The organism is Mycobacterium sp. 155 (assembly GCF_000373905.1).
Taxonomy (GTDB): Bacteria; Actinomycetota; Actinomycetes; order Mycobacteriales; family Mycobacteriaceae; genus Mycobacterium.
In genome coordinates this window covers 589,488-602,620 of the sequence record NZ_KB892705.1, presented here as the reverse complement: position 1 = coordinate 602,620, position 13,133 = coordinate 589,488, and the positions used below count along the sequence as shown (strand labels likewise).

Below are 13,133 nucleotides of genomic sequence, written 5' to 3'. Positions count from 1 at the left end.
GCAGCGTCCACGCTAGTCCGCCGCTGATGGCCGCGGGCCAGCTTTGCCGGGTGTCACGATTGGCAGTCCACCCGGGCAGGGAAGATACACTTCAGCCTCGTTGCCTCCGTAGCTCAGCGGATAGAGCAGCCGCCTTCTAAGCGGTTGGTCGCAGGTTCGATCCCTGCCGGGGGCGCAGCCTGCCTTCGCAGCTGAAACCAGCTGCCAGGGCACTCACAGCGTGCCGATTCGCTGAATTGTCCCAGCCGCGACCCGCGGCGGGACATCGGGTGGGCAGCACCGAAAAGATCACCGGCCCAGCCGCTTTCAGCACGGCAGAGATCCGAGCGCCTCGCCCCCGGGCGAGTCGGGCTGCGCCGGCGAGACGACGGCGCACAGGCCGCAGACGCGAGCCCAACTCGCCTTGCCCGAAGACCGATGTGCACCGGCCTTACAGAGGTTAGTGTCCTGACTTATTCACGCAAACCGACAGCTCGGAGACATCATGAGCAGATGCGAGATCCTGCGGAGGGCACGTGCCCGGGTCAAGGCCGATCCGGTCGTCGGCGACGTCGGACTGGCCTCGGTCGACATCCTGATCGTCCACACCGCGACCTGGAACGCTTGGCTGGTGTGATCGTGCGCAAGAATTCGCCCTAATCTATGAGCACACGCGACAAGCGAGACGAGGTCAGCCGTCGGCTCGCGCAACGCTACCGGCAGCTCGCCGATCTCCGCAGCAAGGGACTGCCTGCGGCCGTGGCGTCCCGGTTCAGCGAGATCGACGGCGGCACGCTGGGCACACTCGTCTCCGTCCAGCTGTTCACCACGGTCATTCCGTTGGTCATCATCGGATTCGACTATTTCTCGGGCTTCGCCGAGAACGCCAGTCCCGGCATGCTTTTCAGTCGGGAAGTCGGTCTCGTCAGCCCACTGACCGACCGGGTGCGCGCTGCATTCGGCGACTCTTCGGCATTCCGGTCGAGCTGGACGTTCATCGGAGTCGCCGGATTCCTCGTGTGGGGAATTCCCATGTCGATCACCATCGCCGGAATCTTCGCCAAGGCCTGGCGTCGTGAACAGTTCGGGCTGGGTCAGCGGCTGCTGCGCGGTGTCACGTGGTTTGTGCTGTACCTGATCATGCTCGCCACTCGTGAACTGATAGCACTCGACCATAACCACCCTGGTTCATTCCGACCACTGCTGTTCCTGGTCGCCCTGGTGCCGGTGTGGATTTTCTGGTCGCTCACACCGGTGCTTCTCGTGCGCGATGGCGGCCGAGGCCTGAGATACCTCATGTTGGCCGGACTCGCCGGTGTGGTCATCAACGGGGTCGCTCTCCCGCTGGCGGCCCGGATCGCGTTCCCGCCTTTGCTCCGCGGTTGGGAAGGCTTCGGCCCGATTGGTGTGGCGATGGCTTTGATGACTTGGTGCGGGGTGAGTGGCATCGGATGGGTCTTGACAGCATGTGTAGGCGCGGTTCTGTGGGAGCGCGCCGCTCCACCCGACACTGTCATCGCGGCAGAAGCCGACCTCGATCCGGAGCTGGCGGAAGACGCGTAGCGCCAACACCCCCACCCGCCGTCGATCGCCATCCCCTTCACGTCATGTGCGCCAGAACAAGTGGTGGGTCACGCCACTGGGGCTCGGCACAACATCGTGGTGGAACCGATCGTCCAACTCCTCCGGTGACCGCCACAGGCGGGATCCGCCACCCAACTCGATCGGAGACACCGCCACGTGCAGCGTGTCGACAAGGTCGGCATCGAGGAACTGTCGGATGGTGGTCGCACCGCCACCGAGCCGGACATCCTTGCCCTGTGCGGCCTCACGTGCCTGGTCCAGGACGGTAGCCGGGGCGGCGTTGACGAAGTGGAACGTGGTGTCGGAGAGGGTGAATGACGGCCGCCGGTAGTGGGTCATGACGAAAACCGGTGTGTGGAAGGGCGGCTCTTCGCCCCACCAGCCCTGCCATTCATGATCCTCCCACGGCCCGCGATACGGGCTGAACTTGTTGCGGCCCATGATTTCTGCGCCGATGTTGTTGGCAAAGTCGCGGGTGAGGTAGTCGTCCAGACCACGACTGCCACCCGGGTCGGTGCGATTAGGCCAACTGGCCGTGGCACCGGCCCAGGAGAACATATCCGCGGGGTCGGCGTGGCCGAACGGCCGCTCGCGGCTCTGATTCTCGCCGGCGCCGAAGCCGTCGCTGGAGACATTGAAATTCTGGACTTTGAGCAGTTGGGCCACGTGTTCACTCCCGATCGGTCCGTAGTTGATGCCAATGTGACCGGCGATGGCCCGAGAACTCATCGCGAACCGCTCACGGAGTAGCTCACCGGAAGGTGAGTTTGAGATGGGCGACCAGGGCAGCGGCATCGACCCGCCCGCGCGACACGTAACCCACGTACCCGTCCGGCCGGACGACGTATACCGTCGGGTCTGCCGCCGCGTAGGCTCGTGCGAAATCTTCTGCGCTGTCCCGGATCAGCGGGAGGATCGTGGTATCCGCCGCAGCATCCGGGTGCGCGATCAGATACGTGTCGACGAGTCCGTGGCAGGCTGCTACCGCGGCGGCGACCACCTGCTCGATCGCCGCGATGACATCGTCGTCGCACCGCCGGCCGACGTAACAGAGCAACGTGTGCCGGCACCCGGCCAGCAGGGTGAACAGTCGTTGGGCCGGTACGACCTCGTCGCGGGTCAGGCCGCGGGCATCCGGAGCCCGAGTACCGGGTCGCGGCGCGGAGGTGTCGTCGCCGGGGCTGATGATCGGGCTGCCGCCGTAGTCGATCAGCAACTGCGCCTCACGACGCATGACCTGCTCGGGATCGGTGGTGCCCGCACCAATGCCCTGTCGGGCGTGGCGGACGGTGCGGCCCACCACCTCCTCCCCCACCGGACGACGTTCGGCGTCATAACTGTCCAACAACCCCTCGGCCGCAACGCCTGACACCGCCAGCGCAAGCTTCCACGCCAGGTTCTGGGCATCCTGGATCCCGGTGTTCATGCCCTGCGCCCCGGTCGGCGGATGGATGTGCGCCGCATCGCCTGCCACGAACACCCGGAGGCGGCCGTAGGAGTCGACGATGCGGTGGCTGATCCGGAACACCGACGACCACCGCAGATTCCTCGCCGTGGTGGGCTCCGGCGCGAGCCGGTCCAACACCGCCTGGATGTGGGCCAACTCCGGCGTGCGCTGCTCCTGAAACCCGTGCTGCACATCGCCGTTCGGCGCCACGGTGAGTTCGTCGGGCACGAGCATCGACATCCGGTAACGCTTGCGACCCGGCAGCGGAATACAGACCAGCAGATCGTCGGTCTGCCCAGCTGTCTGGTGCATGGCCCGCACGGTGTAACCGGGCGGCAACGACCAGTCCACCTCGACATCGCCGAGCATGTACTGTTCGTCGAACGCCGCGCCCTCGAACGACAGGCCGAGTACCTTGCGCACCAGCGAATGTGCGCCGTCCGCACCGATCAGATACCGCGCCCGGGCAGTCTGCTGCGTCCCGTCGGCGTCGGTCAGCGTCGTGGTGACCCCGTCACCGTCCTGCGCGAACCCGGTCAGTCGCCGACCGCTCTCAATCGCGACGCCGTGAGCCGTCAACTCCTCGCGCAGGATACGTTCGGCCGCGTACTGCGGCAGCCCGACGAAGTGGAAAGGTACGTCGTCGGGCAGCGCCAGATCCAGCTGCCCGACCTGCTCGCCGTTGACGTAGGCGAGCTGACCGCGCAGCTGAACCGACGCATCGAGCACCTGCCGCAACACACCCATCCGTTCAAACAGTTCGAGCGTGCGGGGCTGAATGCCGACGGCCTTCGCATACTGCGGGGGTTCCAGTAGAGGGTCGACGATTCGACATCCGATGCCATTTCGGGCCAGTTCGATCGCGGCGGTCAGACCGACCGGCCCGGCACCAGCGATGAGCACGTCCGTGTCGGTCACGCGGAGATTATGCGCCCGCACAAGCGACGTGTCGGCGGTTACCAGATTTCCGCCGTCACAACAGCGCGCGCTGCGGCTGACCGCTGTACCCGCTCAGTGGCCGGATCAGGGCGTTGGAGCCCGCCTGCTCGATGATGTGGGCGGTCCAGCCGGTGATCCGGCTCATCACGAAGATCGGTTGTCACGACCGTTCCCCTTGCACGACGAAGTTGTAGACGTCGGAATCGAATTGGCCGTAATCGGAGTAGCGGAGGAGCTCATAGAGCCTGCTGCGGTGTTGCATGCGGTCCAGCAGCCCGGACTGCGTGCCGGCGGTGTCGATTTCGCGAAGGCCCGCCTCGACGGCGTGCATCGCCAGGCGCAACGTGGTGACCGGGTAGATGACGACGTTGTAGCCGATATCGGCCAGCTGCCGCGCGGTGAGCAGATCGGATTTGCCGAACTCGGTCATGTTGGCCAGCAGAGGCGTGTCGACCGCCGAGCGGAACTGCTCGAATTCGGCGGGTGTGCCGAGCGCTTCGGTGAAGATCAGATCGGCTCCGGCATCGGCATAGGCCTTGGCCCGATCGATGGCCGCGGAAATCCCCTCGATTCCCGCGGCATCGGTGCGCGCACAGATCACGAAGTTCGGATCGCGCCGAGCGGCGACGGCCGCACGCAGCCGCTTGACCATTTCCGCTGTCTCGACGACAGCCTTGCCGTCGAGGTGACCGCACCGCTTCGGATTGACTTGATCCTCCAGGTGAAGTCCGGCCAGGCCGCCGTCTTCGAGCTGCGTAACAGTCCGCGCAGCGCTCATCGGCTCACCGAATCCGGTGTCGGCGTCGATCAGGGTGGGCAGATCCGTGACCGCCGCGATCTGGGCCCCGCGCGTGGTGACCTCGGTCAGGGTGGTCAAGCCGATGTCGGGCAACCCCAGATCGGCCGAGAGCACCGCACCCGAGACATACACGCCCTCAAAGCCGATCTCGGCGACGAGTTTGGCGACCAGGGGCGAGAATGCGCCCGGGAAGCGTTGTAATGTGCCGGATTCCAATCCCGCACGGAAACGTTCCCGTTTCTCGGCCGCCGAACTCTCCGATGCCAGCAGGCCGCTCATTGGAAAATCCCCGAGGGGACCACCGGAGCCTTGTCCAGCACCCGCGCGTCGACCCGCACGTTCAGCGCCCCCAGCCCGCCCGGCGTGATGTCGGCGACGCCGGCGACAGCGTCCAGGAATCGTTGCCGCTCTTCGGCTTCCACGACTCCGTCGGCGAGTTCGGTGAACTTCGCCACGTACTGTTCGCGTTCGAACGGTCGGGCACCCAGCGGATGGGCGTCGGCGACGGCGAGCTCGTCGACGATCGTGTCGCCGTTCTTCAGCGTCACCACGGCCCGGGCCCCGAATGCCCTCTCGGCGGGGTCGGTGGAGTGATAGCGGCGGGTCCACTCCGGATCTTCGACAGTGCTGATCTTGCGCCACAATTCGACGGTGTCTGGCCGATGCGCTCGCTCGGGGGCATAGGACCGCTCGTGGTGCCAGATGCCGTCCTGCAGCGCGACGGCGAAGATGTACATCACCGAGTGGTCCAGGGTCTCCCGGGATGCGTCGGGATCGAACTTCTGCGGATCGCCCGATCCGGTCCCGATCACCACGTGGGTGTGGTGGCTGGTATGCAGTGTGATGCCGGCGACCTGATCGAGATCACCGATGCGCTCACGCATCCTGCGGGCCAGGTCGATCGGCGCCTGGCTCTGATACTCCGCCGAATGCTCCTTGGTGTAAGTGTCCAGGATGGCGCGCTTGGGTTCGCCCGGGCCGGGCAACGGCACCTGGTAGATGTGGTCCGGGCCCGACAGCAGCCACGCGATCACACCGTCCTCGCCCTCCCAGATCGGTGCCGGCGAACCCTCGCCGCGCATCGCCCGGTCGACGGCTTCGATGGCGACCTTGCCTGCCCACGCCGGCGCGTAGGCCTTCCAGCTGGAGATCAGTCCCTTGCGGGACTGGCGGGTGGCGGTGGTCAGATGCAGAGCCTGACCGATGGCCGCATAGATCGTCTCCGGGTCCAGGCGCAGCATGGTGCCCAAACCTGCAGCCACCGACGGTCCGAGGTGGGCAACGTGGTCGATCTTGTGTTCGTGCAGGCAGATTCCCTTGACCAGGTCGACCTGCACCTCGTAGGCCGTCGCGATGCCACGGATCAGGTCTGCACCGCACACTCCGAGCTGCTGCGCCACAGCGACCAGCGCGGGGATGTTGTCACCGGGATGGGAATAGTCGGCGGCCAGGAACGTGTCATGGAAATCCAGTTCGCGTACCGCAACCCCGTTCGCCCAGGCGGCCCACTCCGCCGAGACCGTGCCGTCGACACCGAACACCGACGCACCCTGGCGGGTCTTGTGGGCGAGTGCCTGGACGCGGGCGACCGTGACCGGGCGGCGGATGACCGATGCAGCCGATACCGCGGCGTTGTCGATGATGCGGTTGACTACCATCGCCTCGGTCTCGGGCGGCACGGCGACCGGGTCGGCGGCAACCTCGGCGATCTTCCAGGCCAGGTGTTCATTGCGGGGGAAGTCGTCGGCGCTACGCCGGGTCCGGATGTCGTGAACAAGCATAATTCGCACGGTACCCAGAACCAAGGAGGGGCAAAAGTACCTGATGCCGATGCCCGGCCGGTTTCCGACTCCGCGAGATCCGCACCGATGACCAATTGCGTTCAGAGGCAAGGGTTGTGGTACGGATCGGGTTGGTGCGTGACGACATCGATCAGCTCGCGCGAGGCTGCTGCACTTGGGTTTACGTCCGCCGGTGATGGGCGTCGGACCGTGTTTAGTTTCGCCAGGCTCAACGCCCGCCCGTCGTGCCGCCGATGACCCCTCTCACCGGCGGCACGAGGCAACAGCCCACGGGTCAGTTAGAGCGCACCGCGGCAGCGGCGGCGACCAGATGCTGCAACGAAGCAGTCACCTCAGGTGTGGTCCGAGTCTTCAGTCCGCAATCTGGATTAACCCAAAGCCTTTCGGCTGGAACAGATTTCAGCGCCTCACGCAGCGAAGCGGTGATCTCGTCGACTCCCGGCACCCGCGGTGAGTGGATGTCGTAGACGCCGGGCCCGACGCTGTTGGCGAAGCCGACATCGTTGAGATCGGCGAGCACCTCCATGTGCGAACGCGCGGCCTCGATCGACGTCACGTCGGCGTCCAGGTCGGCGATCGCTCCGATCACCTCGCCGAACTCCGAATAGCACAGGTGAGTGTGGATCTGGGTCGAGTCGGCAACTCCGGAGGTCGACAGCCGGAACGCGTCGACCGCCCACCTCAGATACGCCTCCTTGTCCTTGGATCGCAATGGCAGCAGCTCACGCAGCGCCGGCTCGTCGACCTGGATGATCGCGATGCCCGCAGACTGTAGGTCGATCGTCTCGTCTCGGATCGCGAGCGCGACCTGGTTCGCAGTCTCGGCCAGTGGCTGATCGTCGCGGACGAAGGACCACGCCAGAATCGTCACGGGACCGGTGAGCATGCCCTTGACCGGCTTGTCGGTCAGGGACTGTGCGTACGTGATCCACTCGACCGTCATCGGCTTGGGCCGAGCCACGTCGCCGTACAGGATCGGCGGGCGTACGCACCGGCTGCCATAGGACTGCACCCAACCATCCTGGGTCGCGAAGAATCCGTCGAGTTGCTCGGCGAAGTACTGCACCATGTCGTTGCGCTCCGGTTCACCGTGCACCAGCACGTCCAGACCCAGTTGCTCCTGCAGCTTGATGACGTCGGCGATCTCGGCCTTCATCCGCCGCCCGTATTCCGCCGCATCGATCTTGCCGGCCCGCAGGTCGGCGCGGGCAACCCGAATGGCAGAGGTCTGCGGGTAGGACCCGATCGTGGTGGTGGGCAGGGTGGGCAGCTTGAGCCGATCCTGCTGCGCCGCCCGACGCTGGTCGGCGGGCCCGCGCTTGGCACCCGACGCAAGGATGGCCGAGATACGCGCACGGACCTGCTCATTGTTGAGCCGTGGATCGGACTTCCGCGATGCAATGGCCTCGTTGGATGCCGCGATCTCAGCCGAGATTGCCACACGGCCGTCGTTGAGCCCGCGGGCCAGGGTCACCACCTCGGTGACCTTCTCGAAGCCGAATGCCAGCCAACTGCGCAGCGCCGCGTCGAGGCCTTCCTCGGCATCGATGGTGTACGGCACGTGCAGCGTCGAGCATGAAGTAGAGACAGCGACGGCCCCCGCAGACCCCGACAATGTGGCCAGTTTGCCCAGTGCACCTTCCAGATCTGTGCGCCAGATGTTGCGGCCGTCCACCACGCCCGCGACCACGAGCTTGTCGGCGAGCTCGGGTACGGCCGCCAACGCCGTCCCCGAACCTGCGACCAGATCGATGCCGATGGCCTCGATCGGGGTGCTGGCCAGCGCGGGCAGGGCGTCGGTGAGCTCACCGAAGTAGGTGGCGACGAACACCGACGGCCGCTTGGTCAGCGCACCGAGCCGGGCATAGGTACGTCCGGCCAGCTCGGCAGCGTTGTCGAGAATGTCGGTCACCAGCACGGGCTCGTCGAGCTGCACCCACGTGACACCCTTGTCGGCAAGCAACTCAAGCAGCTCGGCGTACACGTCGACGAGCTCGTCGAGCCGGGCGATCGGAGCACCCGCGCCCTGGACCGCCTTCGACAGCGCCAAGAAGGTGATCGGTCCGACGATCACCGGTCGCGCCGGGATACCCTGGGCTGCAGCCTCTTCCAGCTCGCCCAACACCTTGGCCGGGTTGAGGGCGAACGAGGTGTCAGGCCCGATCTCGGGCACGATGTAGTGATAGTTGGTGTCGAACCACTTCGTCATCTCAAGTGGCGCGATCTCGTCGTTACCACGCGCCGCCGCGAAGTAGCGGTCTAGCTCGTCAGCCACACCGGCCACCCGAGGCGGTAGCGCACCCACCAGTACCGCGGTGTCGAGCACCTGGTCGTAGTAGGAGAAGGTGTTGACCGGGACCGAGTCCAGCCCCGCCGCGCCGAGCGATGCCCAGGTGTCGCGGCGCAGGGTGGCGGCGACGGATTCCAGTTCGGTGCGGTCGATGCGGCCGGCCCAGTACTTTTCGACTGCGCGTTTGAGTTCACGATTCGGGCCGATGCGGGGCGACCCGAGGATAGTGGCGGTGAAAGGTACAGCGGTTGTGCTCATGACGACGTCCTCAACGTACGACGGGAGGGTCACCGCCAGGAGGCGTCAAGCCGAGCACGATCACCCGCCACGAGTGAACCGCGTTCGGCCACTGCCCATTCCACGAGGCGATGAACCACCGGGCGCGGCGCGCCCGGTACAGCTGGCAGGTCTTCGGACTCGCAGGCCCGCACGGGAGTCCGTGCACCTAGTGGCCGTCGCTTCCCAGCCGCAGTTGCCTGCATGCCAGTGCTGATGACGGCGGTCGTTCCTGCATACCGCTGCGGGACAGTCCCGGATTCCCACCGGGTTCCCTCTCACGTCGCACCTGTGTGAGCGTGCCGCGTTCGATGTCGACACGGGCCTGGACCAGTGCCGACAAACCAGCTGCGTAACTCAGACTACCCGTTGCCGGGTCGTGAGGTCGCCGCGAAGCACAGATAACGAGATCTACAGGTCCAGCAGCGCCAGCTCGGGTGCCTCGATGAGGTTCCGCAGCTCGACCAGAAAGGCGGCAACCTGTGCCCCGTCGGCGATCCGGTGGTCGAACGCACAGGTCAATGCCATGGTCGGACGGGCCGTCACGATCCCGTCGACCACCACGGCCCGCGGCTTGAGCGCTCCCATACCGAGAATCGCCGCCTCCGGGTAGTTGATCACCGGCACCCCGTCGTCGAGCCCCAGCGCACCGTAGTTCGACACCGTGAATGTCGAGCCCGTGAGTTGCTGCGGCTGCAGCGATCCGGCCCGCGCACTGTCGATAAGCCGCGAAACCTTCTGGGCAAGTTGGCGCGTCGTGAGGTCGTGGGCATCGCTGACGACCGGCACCAGCAGGCCGCGCGGTGCGGCCACCCCGAACCCGAGGTGCACGGCGGCATGCTGATGGATGCGGGGATGCTCGTCGGCTACCACCCACGTCGAGTTCAGGATCGGATGACGACGCAGCGCGATGACAAGCATCCGCAATGTCAACACGAACGGGGTGACGGGCGGTGCATCGTCCGCGGCCGCGAGCCTATCCCGCAGCGCAAGCAGCGCCGTGCAATCCACCTCGACGCGCGCATGCGCATCGGGTATCTCACTGTGGGCCAATGTCATCCGGCGAGCCATTTCGGCCTGCACGCCCCGCACGTCGAGGAGTTCCGCGCCACCGGCGGCAGCCAGGACGTCGTCACGGGTGATGATCCCCTCGGGACCGGATCCGGGTGCCAGCGCAGTGAGGTCGACGTGCAGTTCTGCAGCGAGCTTGCGCACCGGTGGTTTGGTCCGCGGCCGTTCGGATTCCGGTGCAGACGCACGACGCCGGCTGGAATCCATGGTGTCATCGGCACCATAACCGACCAGGACCGGTTTGCGTATCGTGCTGGTGCCGTTCGTCGTCGCCGCCACCGGTGCGGATTCACTGGTCTCGATCCGCGCCAGCAGAGCCCCGACGGCCAGCGTATCCCCTGCTGCACCACCGAGTTCGAGGATCTGTCCCGCATAAGGGCTGGGGATCTCGACCTCCGCCTTGTTGGTTTCGACGGTGCACAGTGTCTGGTTCAACTCGACGGTGTCGCCGATGGACACATTCCAACTGGTGATGGTGGCGTCCTGGAGCCCCTCACCGAGATCGGGAACCAAAAATTCTCGGTTCACGGCTGCCCCATCGCACGCTCGACGCAATCGAGTAGCCGATCCACGCCCGGCAACCACAGCTTCTCCAACCGCGCCGGCGGATACGGCGTATCAAAACCGGTGGCGCGCAACACCGGTGCTTCGAGGTCGTAGAACAGCTCCTCGGCGATGCGCGCAGCCAGCTCGGATCCGAACCCGAGCGTGCGCGGACCCTCGTGCATCACCACCGCACGCCCGGTGCGGCGGACCGAGGCGGCAACCGTGTCGAAATCCAGTGGGTTGAGCGTGCGCAGATCGACGATCTCCAGGCTCCAGCCGCGTTCGGCGGCCAGATCCGCGGCGTTCAGTGCCGTAGCGACCAGCCCTCCGTAGGTGATCACCGTGACGTCTGTTCCGGCGCGCCGCACCGCCGCCCGCCCGAGTGGCAGCCCAGGGGTGGCGGTGTCGACGGCCTCGCGCGCCCAGTACCGACGCTTCGGCTCCAGGTAGATCACCGGGTCAGGACAGGAAATCGAATGCCGCAGCAGCCAGTACGCGTCCGCTGGGGTCGACGGCACCACCACCTTGAGCCCAGCGGTGTGCAGCCAGTAGCTCTCGGTGGATTCGGAATGATGCTCGACAGCACCGATCCCGCCGAACGACGGAATGCGTACCGTCACGCCCAGACTGACATCGCCGTGAGTACGCGTCCGGTATTTGGCCAAGTGGCTGACGATCTGATCGAAGGCCGGGTAGCTGAACCCGTCGAACTGGATCTCCGGTACCGGGGTGAACCCGCGGATCGCCATTCCGATCGCCAGGCCGATGATGGCCGACTCGGCCAGCGGTGTGTCGAAACACCGTTGTGCGCCGAAGGTCTCACTCAGGCCCTCGGTGACTCGGAACACCCCGCCCAGCGTGGCGACATCCTCGCCGAACACCAACACGCGGTCGTCGGCCGCCATCGCATCGTGCAACGCGCGGTTGATCGCCTGCACCATGGTGAGTTCAGTCGCTGCCGGAACGGGCCTCAGGATAGGTGCCCACGGCTCTGGCGAATCACCCTGTGCAGCGGGCCGATCGATGATTTGTGTCATCACGCCTCCTTCGCCAACTCAGCCAGCAGCTCATCGCGTTGGCGCGCCAGCTCCGGCGTGATCTCGGCATAGACGGTGTCGAACAACTCGGCGGGATCGTGATCCGGTCCGCCCACGATCGCCTCGCGCAGTTCAGCGCACAAACGATGTGATCGTGCGGCGACCCGCTCCTGCAAGCGCTCGGTGTACACCCCAACGGATTCGAGATACGTGCGGTAGCGGGAGATCGGATCACGGGCCGCCCAATCTTGGACCTCGTCGCCGGATCGATAACGGGTGGGGTCGTCGGATGTGGTGTGCGGGCCCATCCGGTAGGTGATGGCCTCGATCAGCGTGGGCCCGCCGCCGTGGCGGGCACGTTCGGCGGCCTCGGCCATCACCGCGTAACAGGCCAACACGTCGTTGCCGTCGACACGGATGCCGGGCATGCCGTACCCGATGGCCCGGTGTGCGATGGACGGTCCGGCCATCTGGTGACCGACCGGCACCGAGATGGCCCACTGGTTGTTCTGAACGAAGAACACGCATGGCGCCTTGAACACCGACGCGAGGTTGAACGCCTCGTGCGCGTCACCCTCGCTGGTCGCGCCATCACCCATGAAGGCGACCGTCACCGAGTCCTCGCCGAGCCGCTGAGCAGCCATCGCCGCACCCACCGCGTGCAGGCCGTGGGTACCGATCGCAATCGCGATCGGGGCGACGCAATGGTTGGTGAATTCGAGGCCACCGTGCCAGGCGCCGCGCCACACCGCGCCGACTTGCCCCGGGGTGATACCGCGCAGCAGGAAGACACCGATCTCCCGGTACTGCGGGAACAGCCAATCGGTTTTGCGCAGGCAGGCCGCCGCGCCGATCTGCGCAGCCTCCTGGCCGCGGCACGACGCATACAACGCAAGCTCGCCCTGGCGTTGCAGGTTGATGAACTCAGTGTCCAAGTCGCGGGTGACGACCATCGACTCATAGAGCCAACCCAGCGTTTCAGGCGGCAGATCACGGCTGTAGCGCGTCTCAGAGGTTGGTGACCCGTCGGCCTCAACCAGCCGCACCGGATCCAGATCGACGCTCTGCGGCGTCGCATATGGCTCAGCCATACCGCCTCCTGTTCGGTGACGGCATGTTCCGCCGTCGGTCCGTGAGGTGCTCAGCGCAGCGGCGGTACGAACAAAACCCCTGGTGAGGGGCCGCCGGCTAGCCGCCTGGGTATGGCGCTAGCTGAACGATCCGCTCGGACGTCGCAGCGCTGGGGCATCACCGCCATTATGCGCCCGATTTGAACACAGCCGCTGTCAACGCTGATAACAGATTGGCAGCGTGTTGCTTGAGTATGCGGGTAACAGTCAGGCCCAGATGTCGGCTGTGGGCG

The 13,133-nt window shown here is 65.9% G+C and carries 10 protein-coding genes, 1 tRNA gene, 1 pseudogene and 1 riboswitch; of the genes and pseudogenes, 3 read left to right on the top strand and 9 right to left on the bottom strand.

Annotation, left to right across the window (positions count from 1 at the left end; all coding sequences use genetic code 11):
* The first annotated feature begins 102 nt into the window (after positions 1 to 102).
* From B133_RS0102780 to B133_RS0102770, 3 genes are all read left to right on the top strand, one after another.
* Positions 103 to 175 (top strand) — tRNA-Arg (locus B133_RS0102780).
* A gap of 309 nt (positions 176 to 484) precedes the next feature.
* Complete coding sequence (locus B133_RS25130) at positions 485 to 616, top strand: hypothetical protein (RefSeq protein ID WP_018599190.1); 132 nt, start codon at positions 485 to 487, stop codon at positions 614 to 616.
* 26 nt (positions 617 to 642) lie between these two features.
* Positions 643 to 1,542: a hypothetical protein gene (locus B133_RS0102770; RefSeq protein ID WP_018599189.1), complete on the top strand. Its 900-nt coding sequence runs from the start codon at positions 643 to 645 to the stop codon at positions 1,540 to 1,542.
* 42 nt (positions 1,543 to 1,584) lie between these two features.
* On the opposite strand, the gene B133_RS0102765 is transcribed toward B133_RS0102770, so the two are convergent.
* The 9 genes and pseudogenes from B133_RS0102765 to pdhA all read right to left on the bottom strand — a co-directional run bounded on the left by B133_RS0102765 (position 1,585) and on the right by pdhA (position 12,861).
* Positions 1,585 to 2,229, bottom strand: coding sequence for a dihydrofolate reductase family protein (locus B133_RS0102765; protein WP_026255899.1), 645 nt, complete (start codon positions 2,227 to 2,229; stop codon positions 1,585 to 1,587).
* A gap of 85 nt (positions 2,230 to 2,314) precedes the next feature.
* Positions 2,315 to 3,928, bottom strand: a complete 1,614-nt coding sequence (locus B133_RS0102760) for an FAD-dependent monooxygenase (protein ID WP_018599187.1) — start codon at positions 3,926 to 3,928, stop codon at positions 2,315 to 2,317.
* A 55-nt stretch (positions 3,929 to 3,983) separates the two neighbouring features.
* Positions 3,984 to 4,106: pseudogene (locus B133_RS25235) on the bottom strand (citrate/2-methylcitrate synthase); the annotation flags it as partial.
* Between the two features lie 3 nt (positions 4,107 to 4,109).
* Positions 4,110 to 5,027 (bottom strand): methylisocitrate lyase, encoded by a 918-nt coding sequence (prpB, locus tag B133_RS0102750; RefSeq protein WP_018599185.1) that lies wholly within the window; start codon positions 5,025 to 5,027, stop codon positions 4,110 to 4,112.
* The gene (gene prpD / locus B133_RS0102745; protein WP_018599184.1) at positions 5,024 to 6,529 is read right to left on the bottom strand and encodes a 2-methylcitrate dehydratase PrpD; all 1,506 of its coding nucleotides are present in this window, start codon (positions 6,527 to 6,529) and stop codon (positions 5,024 to 5,026) included. The genes prpB and prpD overlap by 4 nt, the downstream gene beginning before the upstream one ends.
* 295 nt (positions 6,530 to 6,824) lie before the next feature.
* On the bottom strand, positions 6,825 to 9,098 hold the full coding sequence (gene metE / locus B133_RS0102740; RefSeq protein ID WP_026255898.1) for a 5-methyltetrahydropteroyltriglutamate--homocysteine S-methyltransferase: 2,274 nt from the start codon (positions 9,096 to 9,098) through the stop codon (positions 6,825 to 6,827).
* Positions 9,099 to 9,224: 126 nt separating this feature from the next.
* Positions 9,225 to 9,434, bottom strand: a riboswitch (cobalamin riboswitch).
* 93 nt (positions 9,435 to 9,527) lie between these two features.
* Positions 9,528 to 10,715: a dihydrolipoamide acetyltransferase family protein gene (locus B133_RS0102735; RefSeq protein ID WP_018599182.1), complete on the bottom strand. Its 1,188-nt coding sequence runs from the start codon at positions 10,713 to 10,715 to the stop codon at positions 9,528 to 9,530.
* Positions 10,712 to 11,770: a transketolase C-terminal domain-containing protein gene (locus B133_RS0102730; RefSeq protein ID WP_018599181.1), complete on the bottom strand. Its 1,059-nt coding sequence runs from the start codon at positions 11,768 to 11,770 to the stop codon at positions 10,712 to 10,714. Before B133_RS0102730 ends, B133_RS0102735 begins: the two co-directional genes overlap by 4 nt.
* Positions 11,770 to 12,861: a pyruvate dehydrogenase (acetyl-transferring) E1 component subunit alpha gene (gene pdhA / locus B133_RS0102725; protein WP_018599180.1), complete on the bottom strand. Its 1,092-nt coding sequence runs from the start codon at positions 12,859 to 12,861 to the stop codon at positions 11,770 to 11,772. Before pdhA ends, B133_RS0102730 begins: the two co-directional genes overlap by 1 nt.
* Positions 12,862 to 13,133: the final 272 nt, after the last annotated feature.

What these genes read in the sequence shown, in the direction of transcription:
- pdhA (WP_018599180.1), bottom strand. Translation starts at nt 12,861, where the DNA reads ATGGCTGAGCCATATGCGACGCCGCAGAGCGTCGATCTGGATCCGGTG.
- prpB (WP_018599185.1), bottom strand. Translation starts at nt 5,027, where the DNA reads ATGAGCGGCCTGCTGGCATCGGAGAGTTCGGCGGCCGAGAAACGGGAA.
- prpD (WP_018599184.1), bottom strand. Translation starts at nt 6,529, where the DNA reads ATGCTTGTTCACGACATCCGGACCCGGCGTAGCGCCGACGACTTCCCC.
- B133_RS0102730 (WP_018599181.1), bottom strand. Translation starts at nt 11,770, where the DNA reads ATGACACAAATCATCGATCGGCCCGCTGCACAGGGTGATTCGCCAGAG.
- B133_RS25130 (WP_018599190.1), top strand. Translation starts at nt 485, where the DNA reads ATGAGCAGATGCGAGATCCTGCGGAGGGCACGTGCCCGGGTCAAGGCC.
- B133_RS0102770 (WP_018599189.1), top strand. Translation starts at nt 643, where the DNA reads ATGAGCACACGCGACAAGCGAGACGAGGTCAGCCGTCGGCTCGCGCAA.
- metE (WP_026255898.1), bottom strand. Translation starts at nt 9,098, where the DNA reads ATGAGCACAACCGCTGTACCTTTCACCGCCACTATCCTCGGGTCGCCC.